The 18934-nt window shown below is 40.3% G+C and carries 20 protein-coding genes; 2 read left to right on the top strand and 18 right to left on the bottom strand.

Going from position 1 to position 18934, the window contains the following annotated elements; translation table 11 throughout:
• Positions 1-47: 47 nt before the first annotated feature.
• From VUI23_RS10365 to yceD, 15 genes are all read right to left on the bottom strand, one after another.
• Positions 48-893 carry an HAD family acid phosphatase gene (locus tag VUI23_RS10365; RefSeq protein WP_216046554.1) on the bottom strand — a complete coding sequence of 282 codons (846 nt, stop codon included), beginning with the start codon at positions 891-893 and terminating at the stop codon, positions 48-50.
• 47 nt (positions 894-940) lie between these two features.
• Entirely contained in the window at positions 941-1714 is a 774-nt protein-coding gene (locus VUI23_RS10360; protein ID WP_303499887.1) for a glycoside hydrolase family 75 protein, read from the bottom strand.
• 73 nt (positions 1715-1787) lie between these two features.
• Positions 1788-2561 (bottom strand): YchF/TatD family DNA exonuclease, encoded by a 774-nt coding sequence (locus VUI23_RS10355; RefSeq protein WP_216046552.1) that lies wholly within the window; start codon positions 2559-2561, stop codon positions 1788-1790.
• A 22-nt stretch (positions 2562-2583) separates the two neighbouring features.
• Complete coding sequence (gene holB, locus VUI23_RS10350) at positions 2584-3471, bottom strand: DNA polymerase III subunit delta' (protein WP_216046551.1); 888 nt, start codon at positions 3469-3471, stop codon at positions 2584-2586.
• Complete coding sequence (gene tmk, locus VUI23_RS10345) at positions 3456-4094, bottom strand: dTMP kinase (protein ID WP_303499886.1); 639 nt, start codon at positions 4092-4094, stop codon at positions 3456-3458. The genes holB and tmk overlap by 16 nt, the downstream gene beginning before the upstream one ends.
• A gap of 20 nt (positions 4095-4114) precedes the next feature.
• Complete coding sequence (mltG, locus tag VUI23_RS10340) at positions 4115-5113, bottom strand: endolytic transglycosylase MltG (protein WP_216046549.1); 999 nt, start codon at positions 5111-5113, stop codon at positions 4115-4117.
• Complete coding sequence (gene pabC, locus VUI23_RS10335; protein WP_342808157.1) at positions 5106-5939, bottom strand: aminodeoxychorismate lyase; 834 nt, start codon at positions 5937-5939, stop codon at positions 5106-5108. Before pabC ends, mltG begins: the two co-directional genes overlap by 8 nt.
• 86 nt (positions 5940-6025) lie before the next feature.
• Complete coding sequence (gene fabF / locus VUI23_RS10330; RefSeq protein WP_216046547.1) at positions 6026-7264, bottom strand: beta-ketoacyl-ACP synthase II; 1239 nt, start codon at positions 7262-7264, stop codon at positions 6026-6028.
• Between the two features lie 77 nt (positions 7265-7341).
• Positions 7342-7581 carry an acyl carrier protein gene (gene acpP / locus VUI23_RS10325; RefSeq protein WP_008844663.1) on the bottom strand — a complete coding sequence of 80 codons (240 nt, stop codon included), beginning with the start codon at positions 7579-7581 and terminating at the stop codon, positions 7342-7344.
• Positions 7582-7759: 178 nt separating this feature from the next.
• Complete coding sequence (gene fabG, locus VUI23_RS10320; protein ID WP_216046546.1) at positions 7760-8500, bottom strand: 3-oxoacyl-ACP reductase FabG; 741 nt, start codon at positions 8498-8500, stop codon at positions 7760-7762.
• 12 nt (positions 8501-8512) lie between these two features.
• Entirely contained in the window at positions 8513-9442 is a 930-nt protein-coding gene (gene fabD / locus VUI23_RS10315; RefSeq protein WP_216046545.1) for an ACP S-malonyltransferase, read from the bottom strand.
• A 34-nt stretch (positions 9443-9476) separates the two neighbouring features.
• Complete coding sequence (locus VUI23_RS10310) at positions 9477-10436, bottom strand: beta-ketoacyl-ACP synthase III (RefSeq protein WP_303499883.1); 960 nt, start codon at positions 10434-10436, stop codon at positions 9477-9479.
• 3 nt (positions 10437-10439) lie between these two features.
• The gene (gene plsX / locus VUI23_RS10305; protein WP_216046543.1) at positions 10440-11471 is read right to left on the bottom strand and encodes a phosphate acyltransferase PlsX; all 1032 of its coding nucleotides are present in this window, start codon (positions 11469-11471) and stop codon (positions 10440-10442) included.
• A 2-nt stretch (positions 11472-11473) separates the two neighbouring features.
• Positions 11474-11644: a 50S ribosomal protein L32 gene (gene rpmF, locus VUI23_RS10300; RefSeq protein ID WP_216046542.1), complete on the bottom strand. Its 171-nt coding sequence runs from the start codon at positions 11642-11644 to the stop codon at positions 11474-11476.
• 10 nt (positions 11645-11654) lie between these two features.
• Entirely contained in the window at positions 11655-12188 is a 534-nt protein-coding gene (gene yceD / locus VUI23_RS10295) for a 23S rRNA accumulation protein YceD (protein WP_216046541.1), read from the bottom strand.
• Between the two features lie 108 nt (positions 12189-12296).
• On the opposite strand from yceD, the gene VUI23_RS10290 reads away from it, so the two are divergent.
• Entirely contained in the window at positions 12297-12890 is a 594-nt protein-coding gene (locus tag VUI23_RS10290) for a Maf family protein (protein WP_342808155.1), read from the top strand.
• A 23-nt stretch (positions 12891-12913) separates the two neighbouring features.
• Here VUI23_RS10290 and rluC read toward each other — a convergent pair whose 3' ends face one another.
• On the bottom strand, positions 12914-13873 hold the full coding sequence (gene rluC / locus VUI23_RS10285) for a 23S rRNA pseudouridine(955/2504/2580) synthase RluC (protein WP_342808153.1): 960 nt from the start codon (positions 13871-13873) through the stop codon (positions 12914-12916).
• A gap of 723 nt (positions 13874-14596) precedes the next feature.
• Between rluC and rne the strand changes: the two genes are divergently transcribed.
• Positions 14597-17578 carry a ribonuclease E gene (gene rne, locus VUI23_RS10280; RefSeq protein WP_342808279.1) on the top strand — a complete coding sequence of 994 codons (2982 nt, stop codon included), beginning with the start codon at positions 14597-14599 and terminating at the stop codon, positions 17576-17578.
• 105 nt (positions 17579-17683) lie between these two features.
• Here rne and VUI23_RS10275 read toward each other — a convergent pair whose 3' ends face one another.
• Positions 17684-18145: a thioesterase family protein gene (locus tag VUI23_RS10275; protein WP_342808151.1), complete on the bottom strand. Its 462-nt coding sequence runs from the start codon at positions 18143-18145 to the stop codon at positions 17684-17686.
• Entirely contained in the window at positions 18146-18892 is a 747-nt protein-coding gene (locus tag VUI23_RS10270) for a rhomboid family intramembrane serine protease (protein ID WP_342808149.1), read from the bottom strand.
• Between the last annotated feature and the right edge of the window lie 42 nt (positions 18893-18934).

Below are 18934 nucleotides of genomic sequence, written 5' to 3'. Positions count from 1 at the left end.
CGTAAATTTAAAATGAATACCACATCGATTTTGTGACTAACTAACAATCAAAGTCCCTTGAGGTTTTGAAGTGTTGGTTTGTCTAAAACCTGTATCCATGAACCATAAGTAGGATTGCCTAAAACAAACCATTTCACTCCCCAATTATCTTGGTATTGAGTGACTAATTCTTTTCGCGTAGTTGATGAAATAGCAGATTTCACATTCGGTAAAAAGTCGCCTAGATCATCACCGATCAACATGATGATACGATAGGACTGTGCAACCAATTCACGTCTTGATTGTTTTTCAGAACTCCAAGTTGATTTTTCTTTTTTTAGAAATAATTGCTTAGCATTAACCTGTTTTATGCCTACATTCTTTAGGTTATTTATGGTTTCCTGCTTTTGTGGACAGCTATCTGAAACACTTTTTCTGGCCTTACATTCTCGGTTGGTAATATAAATAATCTCTATACCCATTTGTTGAGCATGGTTGATAAATGCCACTGCTCCTGGAATCTCTGGTGCGGCTTGCATCGCCACCCATTGATCCCATTTTTTTGAGTCATAGGTGTGATTATGCAAAATCATATCAGCTTGAAACTGTGAGTTATCGAGCACTGTTTCATCTATATCTAATACAATAGCTGGTGGTAAATTAGCATAATTATTTTGTTGTTCTACGGCTGAAGTCCAACTTGTATCATTTAACGCATTGGTTAATTGCAGCTCTGCCGCTTTATAGGTTTGTAGCGCGTTTGCTTGGTATTCTGCAGAGGTTTGCATCCACAAAGTACTATTCAAATTGGTTAACTCATTAGTGGTATCGACTGATGATTCCTTATGGATCACCACACAACCGCTAAGACTCACAACCACGGCAAGACTAAAAAGACCTACTAAAAATCGCATCTACAAAAACTCCTAACTATCTTCTATTTACCATCGTAATGGCACCTTTACATTGATGCTGAACAAGCCAAAAGACTTTCGGCACCACCAACCGATTCTACTAACTCTTTGCCAACACTATGTATTTCTTCAATATCTAATGGCCAAGGATATTTTTTCGACGAATATGGGAATAATACGTAAAGAATATTTCCTTTTGGTTTGCCAGCCCCATTTCGTGGATTTACATTCGTTCCACCAAGATTTTCGGCTAAAGCCATAGATATCTCTCCCAAACTGGCGTTCGAAGGACCCACATCTGCCACTACAAAGGCACTACTTTCACCGGATTTGAGGTTAAAAGCCATGCCAATATCACCTAGGCGGCCTGTCCCTTTTTTACTGTAAAATTTACCGGGAAAAACTAAATACGGAATTTTGGTTGCATCAACATATCGAGACACGTCCAACATATCTTTATTTTTATCAAACAAAGACGTTTTGGATATAAAATAGCCCGCAAACTCACCATCTTCTTGAATATAGGGCTTTGTTGGATCATTTGGATCTTGAACTAAAACAGAATTCCACCAACTATGGTTTGGATAGCCTGCATTTAAATAATTATCTAACCCCGTATTATCGGGGTGATAAGCGTTTGGCGCACCGTCAGCGTCTATCGCTTTATGTTCAGTTTGAAAAATAAAGGCTGACTTAGATGAATTAAGTAACAACCTTTCTTGTTGGTAATTTTGCCAAGAATCAAAGTCACACTCTACTGCATGAACTAAAAAAAATGGTATTGATAAACAGACTAGGAACGTTTTTAAACGATTTTTCAACTGAAACGACTCCTAACGCTAAATAATTTAAGTACAAACTATAGTCTAAACTAGCCTTATCAGAGATTATTGTTTATCTACGGGTTATTCCATCAAACAAATCGTAAAAGTTTTGAGTTGTCACCGCTGCTAGTTCTTCAACACTCACGCCTTTAAGTTGAGCGATAAATTCGGCCACTTCGACCACATAACCAGGTTGATTTTGTTTGCCACGATAAGGTATTGGAGCCAACCATGGTGAATCAGTTTCAATTAACAACTTGTTTAATGGCAATGCTTTCACTACTGCTTGCAGCTCTTGAGCAGATTTAAACGTAACTATTCCTGAAATCGAAATATAAAAGCCCATTTCAATAGCAGCTTCCGCCATTTCTAAAGATTCAGTAAAACAGTGCAGAACGCCTTTAGTATGTTCAGCTTTGTGTTCTCGTAACAACGCTAAAGTATCTTCACGGGCATCACGAGTATGAATAATCAGTGGTTTCGATAACTCGTTGGCAACTTTTATATGATCAACAAAAGATACCAGCTGTACCTCTTTGGTGTCGCTACTGTAGAAGTAGTCTAAACCAGTTTCACCCACAGCCACCACCTCGGGTCTTGACGCCATGGCTAATAAGTCAGCATAACTGCATGCATCTTCTTGATGCAGTGGATGAACTCCGCAGGATACAGAAACGTCATCAAGTTCAGTGACTTTAGATAACATTTGTGGGAAGTCTTTTACCGACACAGCCACACATAGAAAGTGTTCAACTCCGCGCTGTTTAGCAAAGTGAATAACCTCTTTAAGTTCTGCGCTTGTTTTGTCTAATTTGTCTAAATGACAATGGGAATCAACAAACAAAAATAACTCCTCTTATAATTTTTTATTGGCTAATTAACCGACGATAATCCGTCAACATATCAGATAATATCAACAAACGATTCACGCCGGGATTTTGCAAAGCAATTGAGGCTTTTATTAATTTATCTTCTAGCTTCCATAACAAGCTATTATGCAGTCCCGTCATTGCTAGTTGTGACAAATCATATTGCAGCCATAAAACCACTTGTTCTGCTTCTTTTTGCCACTTTTCTGCGAGTGCTAAAGTGCTGGTTTGTGCTTTTTTTAACTCATCTAAAGACTGCGTGAAATCAGTAAAAGTAAAACCTTCTTTATTGGCCAGCTGAGAAATGATTTTTAATGGGCATTGACCATAAATACGAATTATATCGTCGTTAACACCTGCAACATTTTGGGAGGCTAACCACTGTTTACACTGCTGAAAACTCGGCGCGTGTAAATTGACTTTTTCGCAACGACTGATAATCGTAGGCAATAAGCGTTCAGGATAAGCGGAAACTAAAAATAAAAATGTATTTTCCGTGGGCTCTTCTAAGGTTTTTAAAAGTGCATTTGCAGCAGACTCAGTCATGCTTTCTGCCTGCTCTATAATTAACGTCTTATTACCCGATAGATGGGCTGTGCTAGTCAGCTTTTGAATCGCAACACGAATCAGATCCACACCAATTTGTTTCTCAGATACAACGCGATGCAAATCAGGGTGCGATTGTGCATCGAAAAGTGTACAAGATTGACAACTCCCACAAGGCTTGTTTGAGAGACTTTTACATAAAATGGATTTAGCTAATTGATTACAGAAATCGGTTTTGCCAATTCCCACCGGTCCCTTAACTAAAAGAGCATGATGCAAACTACTATTTTGCGCACGTTGACTAAGTTGTCGATAGGTTTCATCTAACCAAGGGTACACGATTGATCCTTTAAAAAGGTCGTTAAAGCCGTCTTAATATCTCGATGTACCAATTCGATTTTCTGCATTGTATTGATTGTGAAAATGCTGTCATCTTGCTCACACAATTGTAGATATCGATTTCTGGTCCGCTCAAAAAAAGAAATGTCTTCCAACTCTATTCTATCAAGCTCTCCCCTGCCTCTAGCTCGTTTCAAGCCTTCAGTTGGCTCAACATCCAAATACAACGTAAAGTCAGGTTTAAAGCCATTCAATGATAATTGACTTAAGGTAGTCATCTTTTGGCTTGAAATACCTCGTCCGCCACCTTGATAGGCTTGAGAAGATAAATCGTGACGATCACCAATCACCCAACGCCCTTGGGCTAAATTTGGTTTGATGACATTTTCAAGCAATTGCACACGAGCGGCATACATTAATAACAATTCGGCTTCAATTGTCACTTTTTCCTGCCAAGCATGTTTTACACATTCACGAATAGATTCAGCCATAGGCGTACCACCAGGTTCACGGGTACAAACCACCTCTAATCCCGATAGTTCGAGCTGTTCTTTGACCGTGGCGATTGCGCTGCTTTTACCCGCACCTTCTAGGCCTTCAATAACAATAAATTTACCAGACATTCAATTAGTTACTTTTACTTCTATTTAAGTTGATATTGCCTTACGGCTCGGTTGTGTTCTTTTAAGGTTTCTGAGAAATAATGGGTGCCATCACCTTTGGACACAAAATAGTATTCTTCTGTATACAATGGGTGCAATACGGCATCGATACTTAGTTTGCTTGGCATTGCTATGGGCGTTGGAGGTAATCGCTTAATAACATACGTATTATAAGGAGTAGCTTGTCTCAGATCTTTGCGTCTAATATTACCATCAAATGCATCGCCCATTCCATAGATTACAGTAGGGTCTGTTTGTAAACGCATTCCACGATTGAGCCGATTAACAAAGACCGCAGCGATTCTTGGACGTTCAATTGGCACCCCTGTTTCCTTTTCCACAATCGAAGCCATAATTAATGCCTCGTAAGGATTATTGTAGGGTAAATCCATTTGTCTGGTTTGCCATGCACTGGTTAAGTAGTTTTTTAATGCTACATGGGCCGTTTTTACAATGTCTTCTACTTTGGTGCCATTGGTAAAGTGATATGTATCTGCCAATAGCCATCCTTCTATAGACTGACCCGGTAAATCAGGGGACAACATCTCCAGCCATTGCTCGTCAGTTTTTGTTGATTTGATTAAATGCGGGTGATTGTTTAATTGCACTAACCAATCTTGCCAACGTAGGCCTTCAATTAAGCTTATTTGATAGGTTTTTTCCAATCCTCTGGATAATTTATCAAACATATTGCGCGCGCTCATTCCTAAACTCAACTCATAGGTTCCGGCTTTGATTTGACTTAGTTCTGGTTCGAGTTTTAATGCAGCTTTAATAAGCACCGGATGCTTTAGTATTGAGCGTTCATATAACTTATTTATTACGGAGTGGGCGTATTGTCCTTTTTCGACCACCAAAATTTGACTACCCACTATATTCAACGGGTTGTTAAACGCGGTGTTTATCTGATACACCAATACAATCATGACAGCAAAACTTAACACTATGGTCGCTAATAAAAACTTTAACCACCTACTCATTTAAAACTACCTCGTGTTGATTGGCACTGAACCAATCAGAAAAGACACTTTGAGTGCTATCTAACATTAATTTTTGTCCGTCAATAACGAAGGTTTTGACTTTGATAATTTTCATAAGGCTATTGGATATAAATGCTTCATCGCAATCGAGTAACGACTGCAAAGGATGATTTGATATGGCCAAAGGCACCTTAGATTTCCCCATTACATCAACAATATGGTTACGCATAACGCCGGAAACACCGCAATTATCTAAGTTTGGTGTAAACCACTGTGTTCCTTTGCGCCAAAACAGATTCGCTGCGCTACACTCAATAACATGCGAATCTGTGTCACACACAATAACATCATCAACCTGCATGTTTCGCATTTCGTGTTTAATTAATACTTGTTCTAATCGATTTAAATGTTTAATACCGGCTAATAAAGGTTGTTTAGCCAGTTGGATAGTGCTTAACCCTAGCGTCAAACCTTGTCGACTTAAATCTGCGTAGTGTTTAGGCATGTCAGAAACACTCAAATAGCAGTGTGGCGACGTGACTCCAGCGGTATCATAACCTCGGCCTCCATACCCTCTGGAAATGACTGCCTTTATAACCTGGTTTTCATGAATTAACCCAAACTGTTCAAGCTTACCTTGCAAACTATGCCAATTTGTAAAATCGATTTTTAATCGAGCACACCCCTCTTTTAATCTCGCTATATGTGCATTTAACAGTTCAATTTTATTATTTGTTACACACATGGTCGTAAAACAACCGTCACCATAGGTTGCAATCCTATCGCTGCTTGATATACGGTCATTAGAGGAAAGTTCGATTATCATTTTTTACCAACAAAAAAGCCCAGTAAGAACTGGGCTTAATCTTAAACTATTGAATGTGCTAAGCAATAATTCAATTTAAAATGATACTACATTCTTTTAAATAACAAAGAACCGTTAGTACCACCGAAACCAAACGAATTACACAATGCATATTCCATACTAACTTTTCTTGCCGTATTAGCAACAAAGTCTAAGTCACAACCTTCACCTGGATTATCCAAGTTGATTGTGGGAGGCGCAATCTGATCACGCAAGGCTAACAGCGTAAAGATTCCCTCTACTGAACCGGCCGCACCAAGTAAATGACCTGTCATTGACTTGGTTGAACTGACCAGAACTTTATCTGCAGCAGCACCGAAAATACGTTTTACCGCAGCGACTTCAGCCTTATCACCTGCAGGTGTAGAAGTACCATGAGCATTAATATAACCGATTTCAGTAGCCGGTAGATTGGCATCGTTTAATGCATTTTCCATCGCAGCTGCTGCACCTTCACCATCAGGTGGAGGAGAAGTCATGTGGTAGGCATCACCGCTCATACCAAAACCAACTAACTCGGCATAAATGGTTGCACCTCTAGCCACAGCTTGTTCGTACTCTTCAAGCATAACAACCCCTGCCCCCTCACCCATAACAAAACCATCTCGGTCTTTGTCCCAAGGGCGGCTAGCTTTAGTCGGGTCATCGTTGCGTGTTGATAATGCTCTCGCTGCTGCAAATCCACCTAATCCCAAAGGTGAAATTGAAGACTCGGCACCGCCTGCTAACATTGCATCGGCATCACCATAAGCGATAGTGCGAGCAGCTATACCAATATTGTGTACGCCGGTAGTACAAGCGGTAACAATATTTAAATTTGGGCCTTTCAGTCCTTCAAAAATAGATAAGAAGCCTGAAATCATATTAGTAATAGTGGCAGGAACAAAAAAAGGAGTTAGTTTTCGTGGACCACCGGCTAACATTTTCTTATGGTTTTCTTCGATAAGGCCTAAACCACCGATACCGGAACCAATTGCCACACCTACTCTTTTCGCATTTTCAGCTGTTATTTCTAACTTCGAGTCGGCTAAGGCTTGTTTTCCCGCGGCTATTCCTAATTGAATAAAGCGGTCCATCTTTTTTGTTTCTTTCTTGGGGATATAACTTTCCACATCAAAATCTTGGATCTCACCGGCAAACCGAGTGCTAAAATCAGATGTATCAAATGATGTGATGGGACCTATTCCACTTTTACCTTGTAAAATGCCTTCCCATGTAGTGTTGGTGTCTCCACCTAATGGTGTCAGCATGCCAAGACCAGTTACTACTACGCGACGTTTAGACACATAGGCCTCCGCATAAAATTCATTATTCTAAGTATAAAGAAGAAAACGGCCCAGATTGAGCCGTTTATAGGAGTATCTTACGCGTCTTTATTAGCGTTAACGTAGTCGATTGCAGATTGAACTGTAGTAATTTTCTCAGCTTCTTCATCTGGAATCTCAGTATCAAACTCTTCTTCCAAAGCCATTACCAATTCAACAGTGTCTAATGAATCTGCACCCAAATCATCCACAAATGACGCTTCAGCTTTTACTTCTTCTTCTTTAACGCCCAATTGCTCGACGATGATTTTTTTAACGCGCTCTTCGATGTTACTCATGATTCTAGTTTTCCCTATAAGTAGCTAGAGTTTAAATTTCCGGTAGTTTATTCAGCTAGCCTCTGTCTTGCAAGCAAGACAATTAACTTTTTATCTGGTCAAACCACCGAATCAAATTAGTCTAATAAACAATATATTATCAATCAACCTTAAAAAGCATGACTGTTTAATATGTCTATTAGCCCATATACATACCGCCGTTTACATGGATAGTTTCACCCGTAATGTAAGCAGCATTATCACTTACTAAAAAGCTAACAGCCGCGGCAATCTCTTTTGGCGAACCTAATCTGTTAGCTGGAATATCTTTAAAAATGGCTTCTTTTTGCTCGTCAGTCAATGACTTTGTCATATCTGTATCAATAAAACCTGGCGCGACAACATTTACTGTGATGCCTCGTGAAGCAACTTCACGTGCTGTAGATTTACTAAAACCTATCACACCCGCTTTAGCTGCAGCGTAGTTTGCTTGCCCTGCGTTACCAGTGGTTCCAACAACTGAACCAATATTGACGATTCTACCATTGCGTTTTTTCATCATGCCACGTAAAACCGCTTTAGTCAGTTTAAAAATTGGAGTTAGGTTAGTATTTATAATATCTTCCCATTCCTGATCTTTCATTCGCATCAGCAAATTATCACGTGTCACACCTGCATTATTCACTAAAATATCGATTTCGCCATGATTTTCTTTAATTTTAGCTAATACTTCATCAAGAGATGCCTGATCAGTTACGTTTAACGTTAGACCTTGACCACCGAATTTAGACAGGTATTCAGTAATTGAGTCAGCACCTTTATCAGATGTGGCTGTGCCAATTACCACAGCTCCTTGTTCTGCAAGTGACTCTGCGATAGCACGTCCAATACCTCGACTTGCCCCAGTTACCAGAGCAACTTTTCCGTTTAAATCGTTCATTTTAATACCCTATTACAGTAGATTTTGGACTGATTCGACCGTGTTCAAAGCGTCTGTTTCTATGGATTTATTAATACGTTTTATAAGACCAATAAGTACTTTTCCCGGCCCGACTTCGTATATTTTTTCAACATTTTGACTAGCTAAAGACTCAATAGTCTCTGTCCATCTGACCGGACAATAAAGCTGTCTTACAAGTGCGTCTTTAATGCTATTTGCGTCTTTAGGTGAATTTACATCGACATTATTAATGACCGCAACACTCGGTTCTGCAAATGCAATTGACTCAATTAACCCAGCTAACTTTTCAGCTGCCGGCTTCATTAATGCGCAGTGCGAAGGCACACTAACCGATAATGGTAAGGCTCTTTTTGCACCCGCTTCTTTACACAAATTTGCTGCGACTTCTGCAGCTGAGGTAGTTCCGGCGATAACCACTTGTCCAGGTGAATTAAAATTCACCGCTGAAACAACTTCACCAGTTTGTTGTTGCGCCTTTTCACAAGCTTCTAGAATTAAATCATCTGCCAAGCCTATGATGGCATACATAGCCCCTTCACCAGCTGGGACAGCTTGTTGCATGAATTGTCCTCTAGCTTCGACTAATTTGACGGCTTCTTTTAAGCCAATCACATCGGCACACACTAGCGCAGAATATTCACCTAAACTGTGCCCAGCCATATAGTCTGGCTTGGCGTAACCTAAATCCATGAGTAATCTGTAGATTGCCACGCTCGCTGTAAGGAGCGCAGGCTGAGTTATATGGGTTTGATTCAGCTGCTGATTTTCATCATGTTGCACTAAATCCCATAAATCATAACCTAAGGCTTCAGAAGCTTCACTAAAAGTCGTTTGAATTTGTGGATACTTCGCAGCCAGATCGGCTAACATTCCAACTGTTTGAGATCCCTGACCGGGAAACACAAAAGCTTGTTTAGTCATAAATCATACCTTGGGTGTATTTAAACAAAAGTAATTAATATTTTACGAGCGCTGCTGCCCAGGCGAATCCACCACCAAATGCTTCTAACAATAGATTTTGGCCACGTTGTATACGCCCATCTCGTATTGCTTTATCTAGTGCTGTTGGCACTGTTGCAGCAGATGTATTACCGTAATTTTCTAAGGTTAGAACAACTTGGTCCAAAGACATTTCTAACTTTTTGGCCGTTGCTTTAATAATCCGGAAGTTTGCTTGGTGAGGAACCAACCAATCTAAATCCGATTTTTCCATATTATTTGCTTTTAAAGTCAGCTCGACGACTTCACTAAGTTTAGTGACAGCGACTCTAAAGACTTCATTTCCTTTCATGCTACCCCAGTTTTCATGCACAGATTGTTCATTGCCATGTTCAACATGTCCAATTTGTAACAAATCTCCGTAGGAGCCAGCAGCATTAATATGAGTTGACAGAATACCAGGCTCTTCACTGGCTTCAAGCAGTGTTGCGCCAGCAGCATCGCCAAACAAAATCAGCATTGATCGATCTTCGGGATTGATCATTCGAGACAAACAATCCGTCCCAATAACTAAAACCCGTTTAACCATGCCTGTTTTAATGTATTGATCTGCAACACTCAGGGCATAACAATAGCCAGCGCATGCAGCAGCGATATCAAACGCAGGGATGCCGTCAATATCTAATGCTTTTTGTATTTCACAGGCGGTGCTAGGAAGAGCGTATCGTCCGCTTGTCGTGGCACACACAATCATATCTATAGAGCGTTTATCAATACCTGCAGCTTCAATGGCTTTAAGCGATGCCTCATATCCCATTGTTGCAGCAGTTTCATCCGCTCCTATAATTCTTCTTTCTTTTATTCCCGTTCGATCGGTTATCCACTCATCAGTCGTATCTACCATCATCTCGAGATCTGCGTTGGTACGAACTTCTGCAGGGTAATAACTTCCAGTACCTATTATTCTTGAGTACATATTTTAAGAGCGCTCCATTAAAACGGATTCAATTTTATCTTTTATTTTTTTCGGAACTTGCCGTTGTACTTCTTGTTCAGCTTCCTTAATCGCAAACAAGAAAGCATCCGAAGAAGCATTACCATGGCTCTTGACCACAATTCCGCGCAATCCTATCAGACTAGCGCCGTTGTACTGGTCGGGGTTCACCCTTCGATAGATTTTTCTTAACAGTGGAAGGGCTATTTTGGCTAATAATTTTGTCCACCAGTTTTCATTGGATACGCGCTTAGCTTCTTCTAAAACAAGGGTCGCTAAACCTTCACAAGCTTTCAAAGCGATATTGCCAACAAAGCCATCAGTTACCACAACGTCAGCACAATTAGTAAAGATATCATTACCTTCGACAAAACCAGTATAATTTATTCCTGGGGCTTGTTGTAACAACTGGGCAGTAAATTTTACTTGGTCATTGCCTTTAATTTGTTCTTCACCAACATTTAGCAAAGCCACTCTTGGATTATCAACTCCAGCGACTTCCTGTGCTAAAACCGATCCCATAACCGCATATTGAAATAAGGTTTCTGAATCACAATTAACATTAGCCCCTAAATCCAATAGAAACAACTTATGATGATCATCAGTGGGTAATGCAGATACTAAGGCTGGCCGGTCAATACCTGGTAAGGTTTTTAACACATGATAAGCAATAGCCAATAGCGCACCAGTATTACCGGCACTAACGCATGCATCAGCATCACCGCACTCTACTCTTTCCAAAGCACGGCGCATGGACGAATCTTTTTTATTTCGCAGGGCTGAACTTGGTCTTTCATCCATAGCAACATGTTCTGAGCAATGCTGAATTTCAACACGTTCTTGGATTGATCTATTTTGGGTGCTAATAACTTTGGAAATGATTTGTTCATCACCACAAAGTATAAAATGCAAATGGGGAATTTCGTGCAGTGCTTTTAAAGCAGCAGGAAGAGTTACATGGGGGCCGTTGTCGCCCCCCATAATATCTAACGCAATGGTTAGACGGCTAAAAGTCATTGCTAGTCAGCGATAACTTTTTTGCCTTTGTAGTAACCGTCAACAGTCACGTGATGACGAAGATGCGTCTCACCTGAAGTTGAATCTACAGACAAAGTCGCTCCAGTCAAAGAATCGTGTGCACGACGCATACCACGCTTTGAACGAGTTTTCTTGTTCTTTTGTACAGCCATTACATTACTCCTAGTCTCGCTTAAGTTCTTTCAAAACCGCGAAAGGGTTTGGACGTTCATCGGCCGGTTCAATCTTACCAAACTGCATCTCATCCCGCTTTATTTTGCAATCCTCCTCTGCATGAAGGGCGACAATAGGCAAAGACAATATTAGTTCATCCTCGAACAACTGCAGTAGATTGATTTCTCCATGGTCATTGACCTCTACCGGTTCGTAAATGTCCGGCAATTCAACTGCATCATCTGTTTCAACTGCTTTCCGTCTAATCGGACTAAAACAAAATGATGTGTGAATTGAATGAGCAAATTGCTCATTACATCTCTGACAGACAAGCTCCACTGATGTTGATAGTTGTCCTTGAAAAAAATTCAGACCCTGCTCGTCTTTATCGAATCTTACTTCAGCTTCAACAGTATCAGCAGCGGTGGCCACTGCGCTAAGAAAACGCGCCATGTCAGAAGTCATCATCACCCCCTGATAATCAGAGCGTTTTGTAGCACTTTTGACTGGTTCGATAAACTTGGGCAATTTCACTTTCTGCATAGGGCGCGCATAATATAGATTGTAAAGCCGTTAGTCAAAGGAAAATATAGCTAAAAGTACCCTATTCCCTATAATAATTAAGACTTTTTATTAACAGAACGGAAAATTGTGAAAATTGTACTCGCTTCCACTTCGATATATCGTAAAGCGCTCCTTGATAAACTGCAACTCGATTTCACTTGCCACAAACCAAATGTTGTTGAAAGCCGTAAACCTAATGAATCAGCGAAACAGATGTCGTTACGATTAGCGCAAGCAAAAGCTGAAGAAGTGGCTGAGCATTATAATAGCGGACTAATAATAGGTTCGGATCAAACCGCAAGTTTGGATAATGAGATATTAGGAAAACCAGGGAATGCTAAAAACGCTAAAGCACAATTGCAACAATGCAGCGGTAAAGACGTCACATTTTACACCGGTTTAAGTGTTATTGAGGCGGCCAGCAAAAAACAAATATCTATAGTAGAAGAATTCAAAGTAAGTTTTAGAGACTTAACTGACAAGCAAATTGATAGTTACATTGCCAAAGAAGCCCCATTTGACTGTGCCGGTAGTTTTAAATGCGAAGGTTTAGGCATTAGTCTGTTTACCCAATTACAGGGGCGAGATCCGAATTGCTTAGTTGGCCTGCCACTGATTGCCCTATGCGATGTATTAGCTGAATTTAAAATCGATGTGCTTACATTAAACTCGCAAGTTTAGATTATTTCACAACGCAGTGAAATTTAGGCTTCTCGTTTTCTTAATTCTTTGAGCACATTGCTTAATGAACTATCCAGATTAGCCGTGTGACTCATTTGCTTTCCGCTAACTGGGTGCACGTATAATATTCGATGCGCATGTAAAAATAATCTATTCAGACCTAGTTTTGTCATGTAATGATTAAACTCTTCGTCCTTATACTTGCTGTCACAGGCAATTGGATGGCCAGCGTGTTGACAGTGCACGCGTATTTGATGAGTCCGTCCAGTAATCGGTGATGCTTCAACTAATGTGGCTTGGGCAAACGATTCTAAAATACGAAATCGAGTTTCAGACTCTTTGCCTTCTGTAGAGACAGATACTATACGTTCGCCAGATTTTACAATATTTTTAAGTAATGGCGCTTTTACTTTAAAGCGATTTTCAGGCCAGTGCCCTTGAACCAATGCTTGGTATCGCTTATCCACCGTTTTTTCACGTAGTTGTTCGTGTAAGTGTTTTAGCGCAGAACGTTTTTTAGCTATTAATAGACAACCTGATGTATCTCTATCTAGGCGATGCACTAACTCAAGGAACTTAGCCGTAGGACGTAACGCACGTAATGCCTCTATCACTCCAAAACTTAAACCACTGCCACCATGCACTGCCATTCCGGATGGTTTGTTAACTACAATTAACACTTCATCTTCAAATAAAATGTGTGATTCTAAAGTTGCTACTTTATCAAGCTTAGTAGAAGGAGCTTGGTTATTGGATTCAGACACTCTGATGGGAGGTAACCGAATCTCATCTGCGTCAACTAATTTATATTCAGGTTTGACACGTTTTTTATTCACGCGTACTTCGCCTTTACGCAAAATTCGGTAAATCATACTTTTTGGAACGCCTTTTAACAAAGTACGTAAAAAGTTATCAATTCTCTGCCCCTCGTGCTCAGCGTCGATTGCTAAAAATTGTACTTTATCAAAGTTTGAATCCGTCATTTAAGGGCCCGTAGAATTTTGCTATATGAGTTTCGATTTAGCCTAACGCAGTTTGATTGCGACGCTGATTTGACAGCCCAGTGGTCAAACGCTAGCTTTTAGCAATATAGTCCATCAGGCTCAGCGCCTATTCTAACTTAAATATTTAAATTAGGTTTAAAATTTTAATTGCTTGCCAGAGTGTTAGGTTTAATGTGATAATCCGACCGTTTAGCTGGCTTTGCAGTTGCATAGCAGTAAACAATGCGATGAAAATTAGAATTTGTATGGCATCAACGAAATAAAATTCGTAACACATAATGATGCATTGCTGCTGTCGAAGTGAGTATTTTTTCGATTGGTTGAGCAAGCAAATTCACATCTCATCATGCGATATACAATAAAAAAGTACCAATCGCAGAATAGTAAGAATTGAATTTGGCAACAAACTGATGTGTTTTGTTTAACATCACGTCAGTTTGGAAAGATAGACAAAAAATTTATTGGGGTGAGGCGTTTCACCCAAGGGTCTGAAGTTAAAATTACAACTCGTAAAACTTTAGTTTCCCTAATGAAATCATATGCTTAAGGTAACACCTTGGCACATCCAAACGCGCACAAGATCTGTTTTTACAGTCGTGAGACTGAAAGTGATTTCAGCTTGATGCAGCTTGCAAGCCACGTTTTTCAGTTCTAAATTATTCCGCATTCGGTACTAAAACCGAGTCTTATACAATGAAAAGAATGTTAATAAACGCTACTCAACAAGAAGAGTTGCGTGTTGCATTGGTCGATGGACAAAAGCTTTATGATCTTGATATCGAAAGCCCTGGACACGAGCAAAAAAAAGCCAATATCTATAAAGGAACTATCACCCGCGTTGAACCCAGTTTAGAAGCTGCATTTGTTGATTACGGTGCAGATCGACACGGTTTCCTCCCTCTAAAAGAAATAGCAAAAACTTACTTTCCACAAGGTTATAAGTTTGACGGTCGCCCAAGCATCAAAGATGTGATTAAGGAAGGCCAAGAAGTTATCATCCAAATAGATAAAGAAGAGCGCGGACAAAAAGGTGCCGCACTGACAACCTTTATTAGTTTGGCTGGTAGCTATTTAGTATTAATGCCTAATAATCCTCGTGCAGGCGGTATATCTCGTCGTATCGAAGGTGATGAGCGAACCGATTTAAAACAATCGTTGAATAAGCTTGAATTACCTGATGGCATGGGCTTAATCGTTAGAACCGCAGGCGTAGGTAAATCCTTTGAAGAACTCGAGCATGATTTAAATGTGCTAATTCGTCATTGGAATGCCATTTCAGAAGCGTCTGAAACCAAACCTGCCCCTTTCCTTATTCACCAAGAAAGTAACGTTATTGTACGAGCTATTCGTGACTATTTGCGTCGTGATGTAGGTGAAATCTTAATTGATAGCCAAGAAGTGTTTGAAAAAGCACTACAGCACATTCAACTCGTTCGACCCGACTTTGCCAGTCGTGTTAAGCAATATAAAGGTGATGTACCACTTTTTAGTCATTATCAGATAGAAACCCAAATCGAATCAGCTTTCCAACGTGAAGTGCGCTTACCATCAGGTGGCTCAATTGTAATTGACCCAACTGAAGCAATGATTTCAATTGATATCAACTCTGCACGGGCAACAAAAGGCGGCGATATCGAAGAGACAGCGTTCAATACTAACCTTGAAGCTGCTGATGAAATTGCCCGTCAATTAAGATTACGTGATGCCGGTGGCCTTGTGGTTATCGACTTTATCGATATGACACCAGTTCGTCACCAAAGAGAAGTAGAAAATCGTCTTAAAGATGCCGTCAGACATGACCGAGCAAGAATTCAATTGGGCCGAATTTCACGTTTCGGTTTATTAGAAATGTCTCGTCAAAGGTTACGTCCGTCCCTCGGTGAGTCAGCACATATAGTGTGTCCTCGTTGTAGTGGTCACGGTAATATCCGTGGTACTGAATCATTAGCGCTTTCTGTTCTTCGCATCATGGAAGAAGAGAGTATTAAAGACAACACTGGACAAATAGAAGCACAATTGCCCGTCAATGTAGCTACCTACTTGTTAAATGAAAAAAGACGTTCAATTCAATCTATTGAAAAGCGTCATGGTGTAAACTTACTTATTATTCCAAATCCTAATTTGCAAACGCCGCATTATCATGTAGCCCGCAGACGTCCAGACGATACAGTTACTGAGGCGAGTTATAATATTGAGTTAATGGAAACTCAATCTTCAGAGGTTGATAACCCTACACAGGAAATTAAACCTAAAGAGCAACCAGTATTACAAGGTTTAGCCGCGCCTCAACAAGCGCCTGTTACAGCCAAAGCTGAAGAGCCAACATTGATTGCTAAGGTTTCTAAATGGTTGTCAGGTCTATTTGAAAGTGAACCTGAAACAACTACCAAAAAACCAAGTACAAATACGCAAAACAAACGTCCACAGCGCAATAGCCGTAGTCGTAATGAGCGCTCTGGTAACCGCAAACCTAAAGCTTCTGATCGCAAAGACAAGTCAGATCGTAATGACAAACCTCAAGCTGAAAAGCGTGATCAAAAGCCAAAACAACGTCGCGACAATCGTAATAAATCTCAAGAAGCAAAAACAAATGATGCAGCTAAAGAGAACGTAACCAGTCAAAATCAACCGGAACGTAAAAACGAAAAAGTTGCTGAACGTAGAAAAAGACGCGATACCCGTCGAAATGTCCGTGGTGAGAAAACTGAAAATGAAAAAGCAGTAGCTCAGCCGCAAGCAGAAACAGCTAAAAACACGCAGCCTAAAGTAAAAGTTGAAGACGTTAAGAATGATGAACTAATCAATTCAACCCAAGCTGAAGCAAACAATTCTGTTGTGGATGAATCTGTCAATACAGAGACTAAAGACGAAGGGCAAACAGAGCGCAGTAGAAGTAGACGCTCTCCTCGACACATTCGAGCTGCGGGTCAAAAACGCAGAAAAGAAGGTGCAGGAGTTGAAGAAACAAATGATACTGATAACGCCGAAAAGCCTGTTGTTGATGTAGCTCAAGACGAACTTAAGTTTGAGTCCCATGATACACCGTCTGAGCAACCAAACGATGCATCAGAAACAGCTAAAGCGGAAAAACCTAAAGCTAAACCTCGTACCAGAAGACGTCCGAAGAAAGTCGAAGAGAGTAACGCTGAGTCAACTGCTGCTGAGCAAAATAAAGATGAGTCTTCAAAACAGGATGTTGCTGAAGCGAAAGCTGAAACTGCTACTGAACAAGCAAAAGAACCGGTTAAAGCCGCTAAGCCTGTGAAGGAAAAAGCAGCTCAACCCGAGCAAGTGGAAATTCAGTTGGACGCAGATAATTCTGATGCGCCAGTTCAGCAGGCTAAGGAAAAAGTTGAAGAAGCGGCTCCCGCCCCTACCGAAACTATAGCGCCGATTAAAGTTGACGCTGAACAGCAACAAGAGACGCCAAAACCGACTAAAGTTGAAGAAGTAGCAAGCAAACCAAAGCCTGCGAAAAAACCTAAAGTAACGGTGACTAAAGCTCCTGTTTCACATCCAATGGCGAAGCCTAAAGCGATTGACACTGACTTCAATGAAATTGAAATTAAAGCATTAGCTGCAGATAAACGAGCGGGCCTGAAAGTATCAGGAAAAACCGCATCAATGGCTAATACTGCAAACAGCTCTGCTGCTGCAGCAACCAAGCCAGGATCTGTCGCCTAAATAGACACAAGCGTTAAACCTTAAAACGCCGGTGAATTTTCATTCACCGGCGTTTTTTTATGTGTACTAGTTGCCTTGTTTCTAAATTCAGCATTTGCTTAATATTTAACTATCTATAAAACCGGCCAAGTTTACGCAAACTCCAGCAGAACCGTGAAGCAAGGTCTGTTTTAAATTTTGTTTAATTTCTGTCTTTTTATAAGTGCTAGCATCTACCATCACATAAATCACCTCAGCAAGGCATATAGGTTGCCTGCTATCCTGCTGACACATTTCAACATGTAATGTGAAAGAAGTATTCCCCACTTTTGAGACCCAAACACTCATTTCGATCACATCATCAAATTTTGCAGGGCTTTGCCAGCTTAAATTTAAATTAACAACTTGATTATCTAAACCTTGTTCTAGCAGTTTATTAAAGCCACCAATTGCTGCCCGCATAAACTCGGTAGCAGCTAAATCGGCATATTCCGCATATCGACTATTAAACACAACTTGTTGAGCGTCACATTCAGCGTAACGAACTCTTATCAACACTTTCATCGGTATATTGGCAGAATTGGGCATTTAGTCATCCTCTGTTCGTATAGGGTTTGTTTTCTCTTTTCCGGAATCGCTTACATCAGTTGTTAATTCAACTAAATCTTTTTCATCGTCGACGATAGGGTCGGATTGTCGAGCGCTTAACCACTGCTCACCGATTATTGGATCATCGGCATTTTCAGGATCTTCCCATTCGTATCTTTTAATTATCGGTTTAGGGTCAAGTTTTCGCCAAAGTAACGCACTAACTATTCCAGCAACAGCGCCAAATAAATGATATTCAAAAGAGATATTTTCTTGCCGTGGGAAAATGGTCATGGTCATTCCACCGTACATAAAAAATGCAGCCATCATAATGGCGATTGAGCTCTTATCTCGTCTAAATAAGCTAACAACAAATAAGTAGAAAAACACACCGTGGGTTAATCCACTGGCTCCAAGATGATAAGCATTTCTGGCGAAAAGCCATACGCATACGCCAGAAAATAACCAAACAAATAGGATGACTCGCCAGCGTGAACGGGGATATCCGTATATTAGGAATACTCCTAGAATCAGCAAAGACAAGGTATTATTAAATAGATGTTCTACTGATCCATGTACCAAAGGTGCGGTAATTATTCCCAATAAACCTTTTGAAGAATGTGGGTAAACGCCTAACCAACTAAGATCGACATGAAATAATATTTCAAAGGATTTAATGCACCATAAAAAGCCAATAAAAAAGCTGATTGTAATGATACTTGTTTTAAAAGATGGCTTTGTTTTCATTGTTTAATGATATGGGCATTTTGCTTAAACAAAAGATGCCCA

The organism is Alteromonas sp. M12 (genome assembly GCF_037478005.1).
GTDB classification, from domain to species: domain Bacteria; phylum Pseudomonadota; class Gammaproteobacteria; order Enterobacterales; family Alteromonadaceae; genus Aliiglaciecola; species Aliiglaciecola lipolytica_A.
Note: the sequence above shows the minus strand (reverse complement) of the source record. Positions and strands in the feature narration are given on the sequence as shown.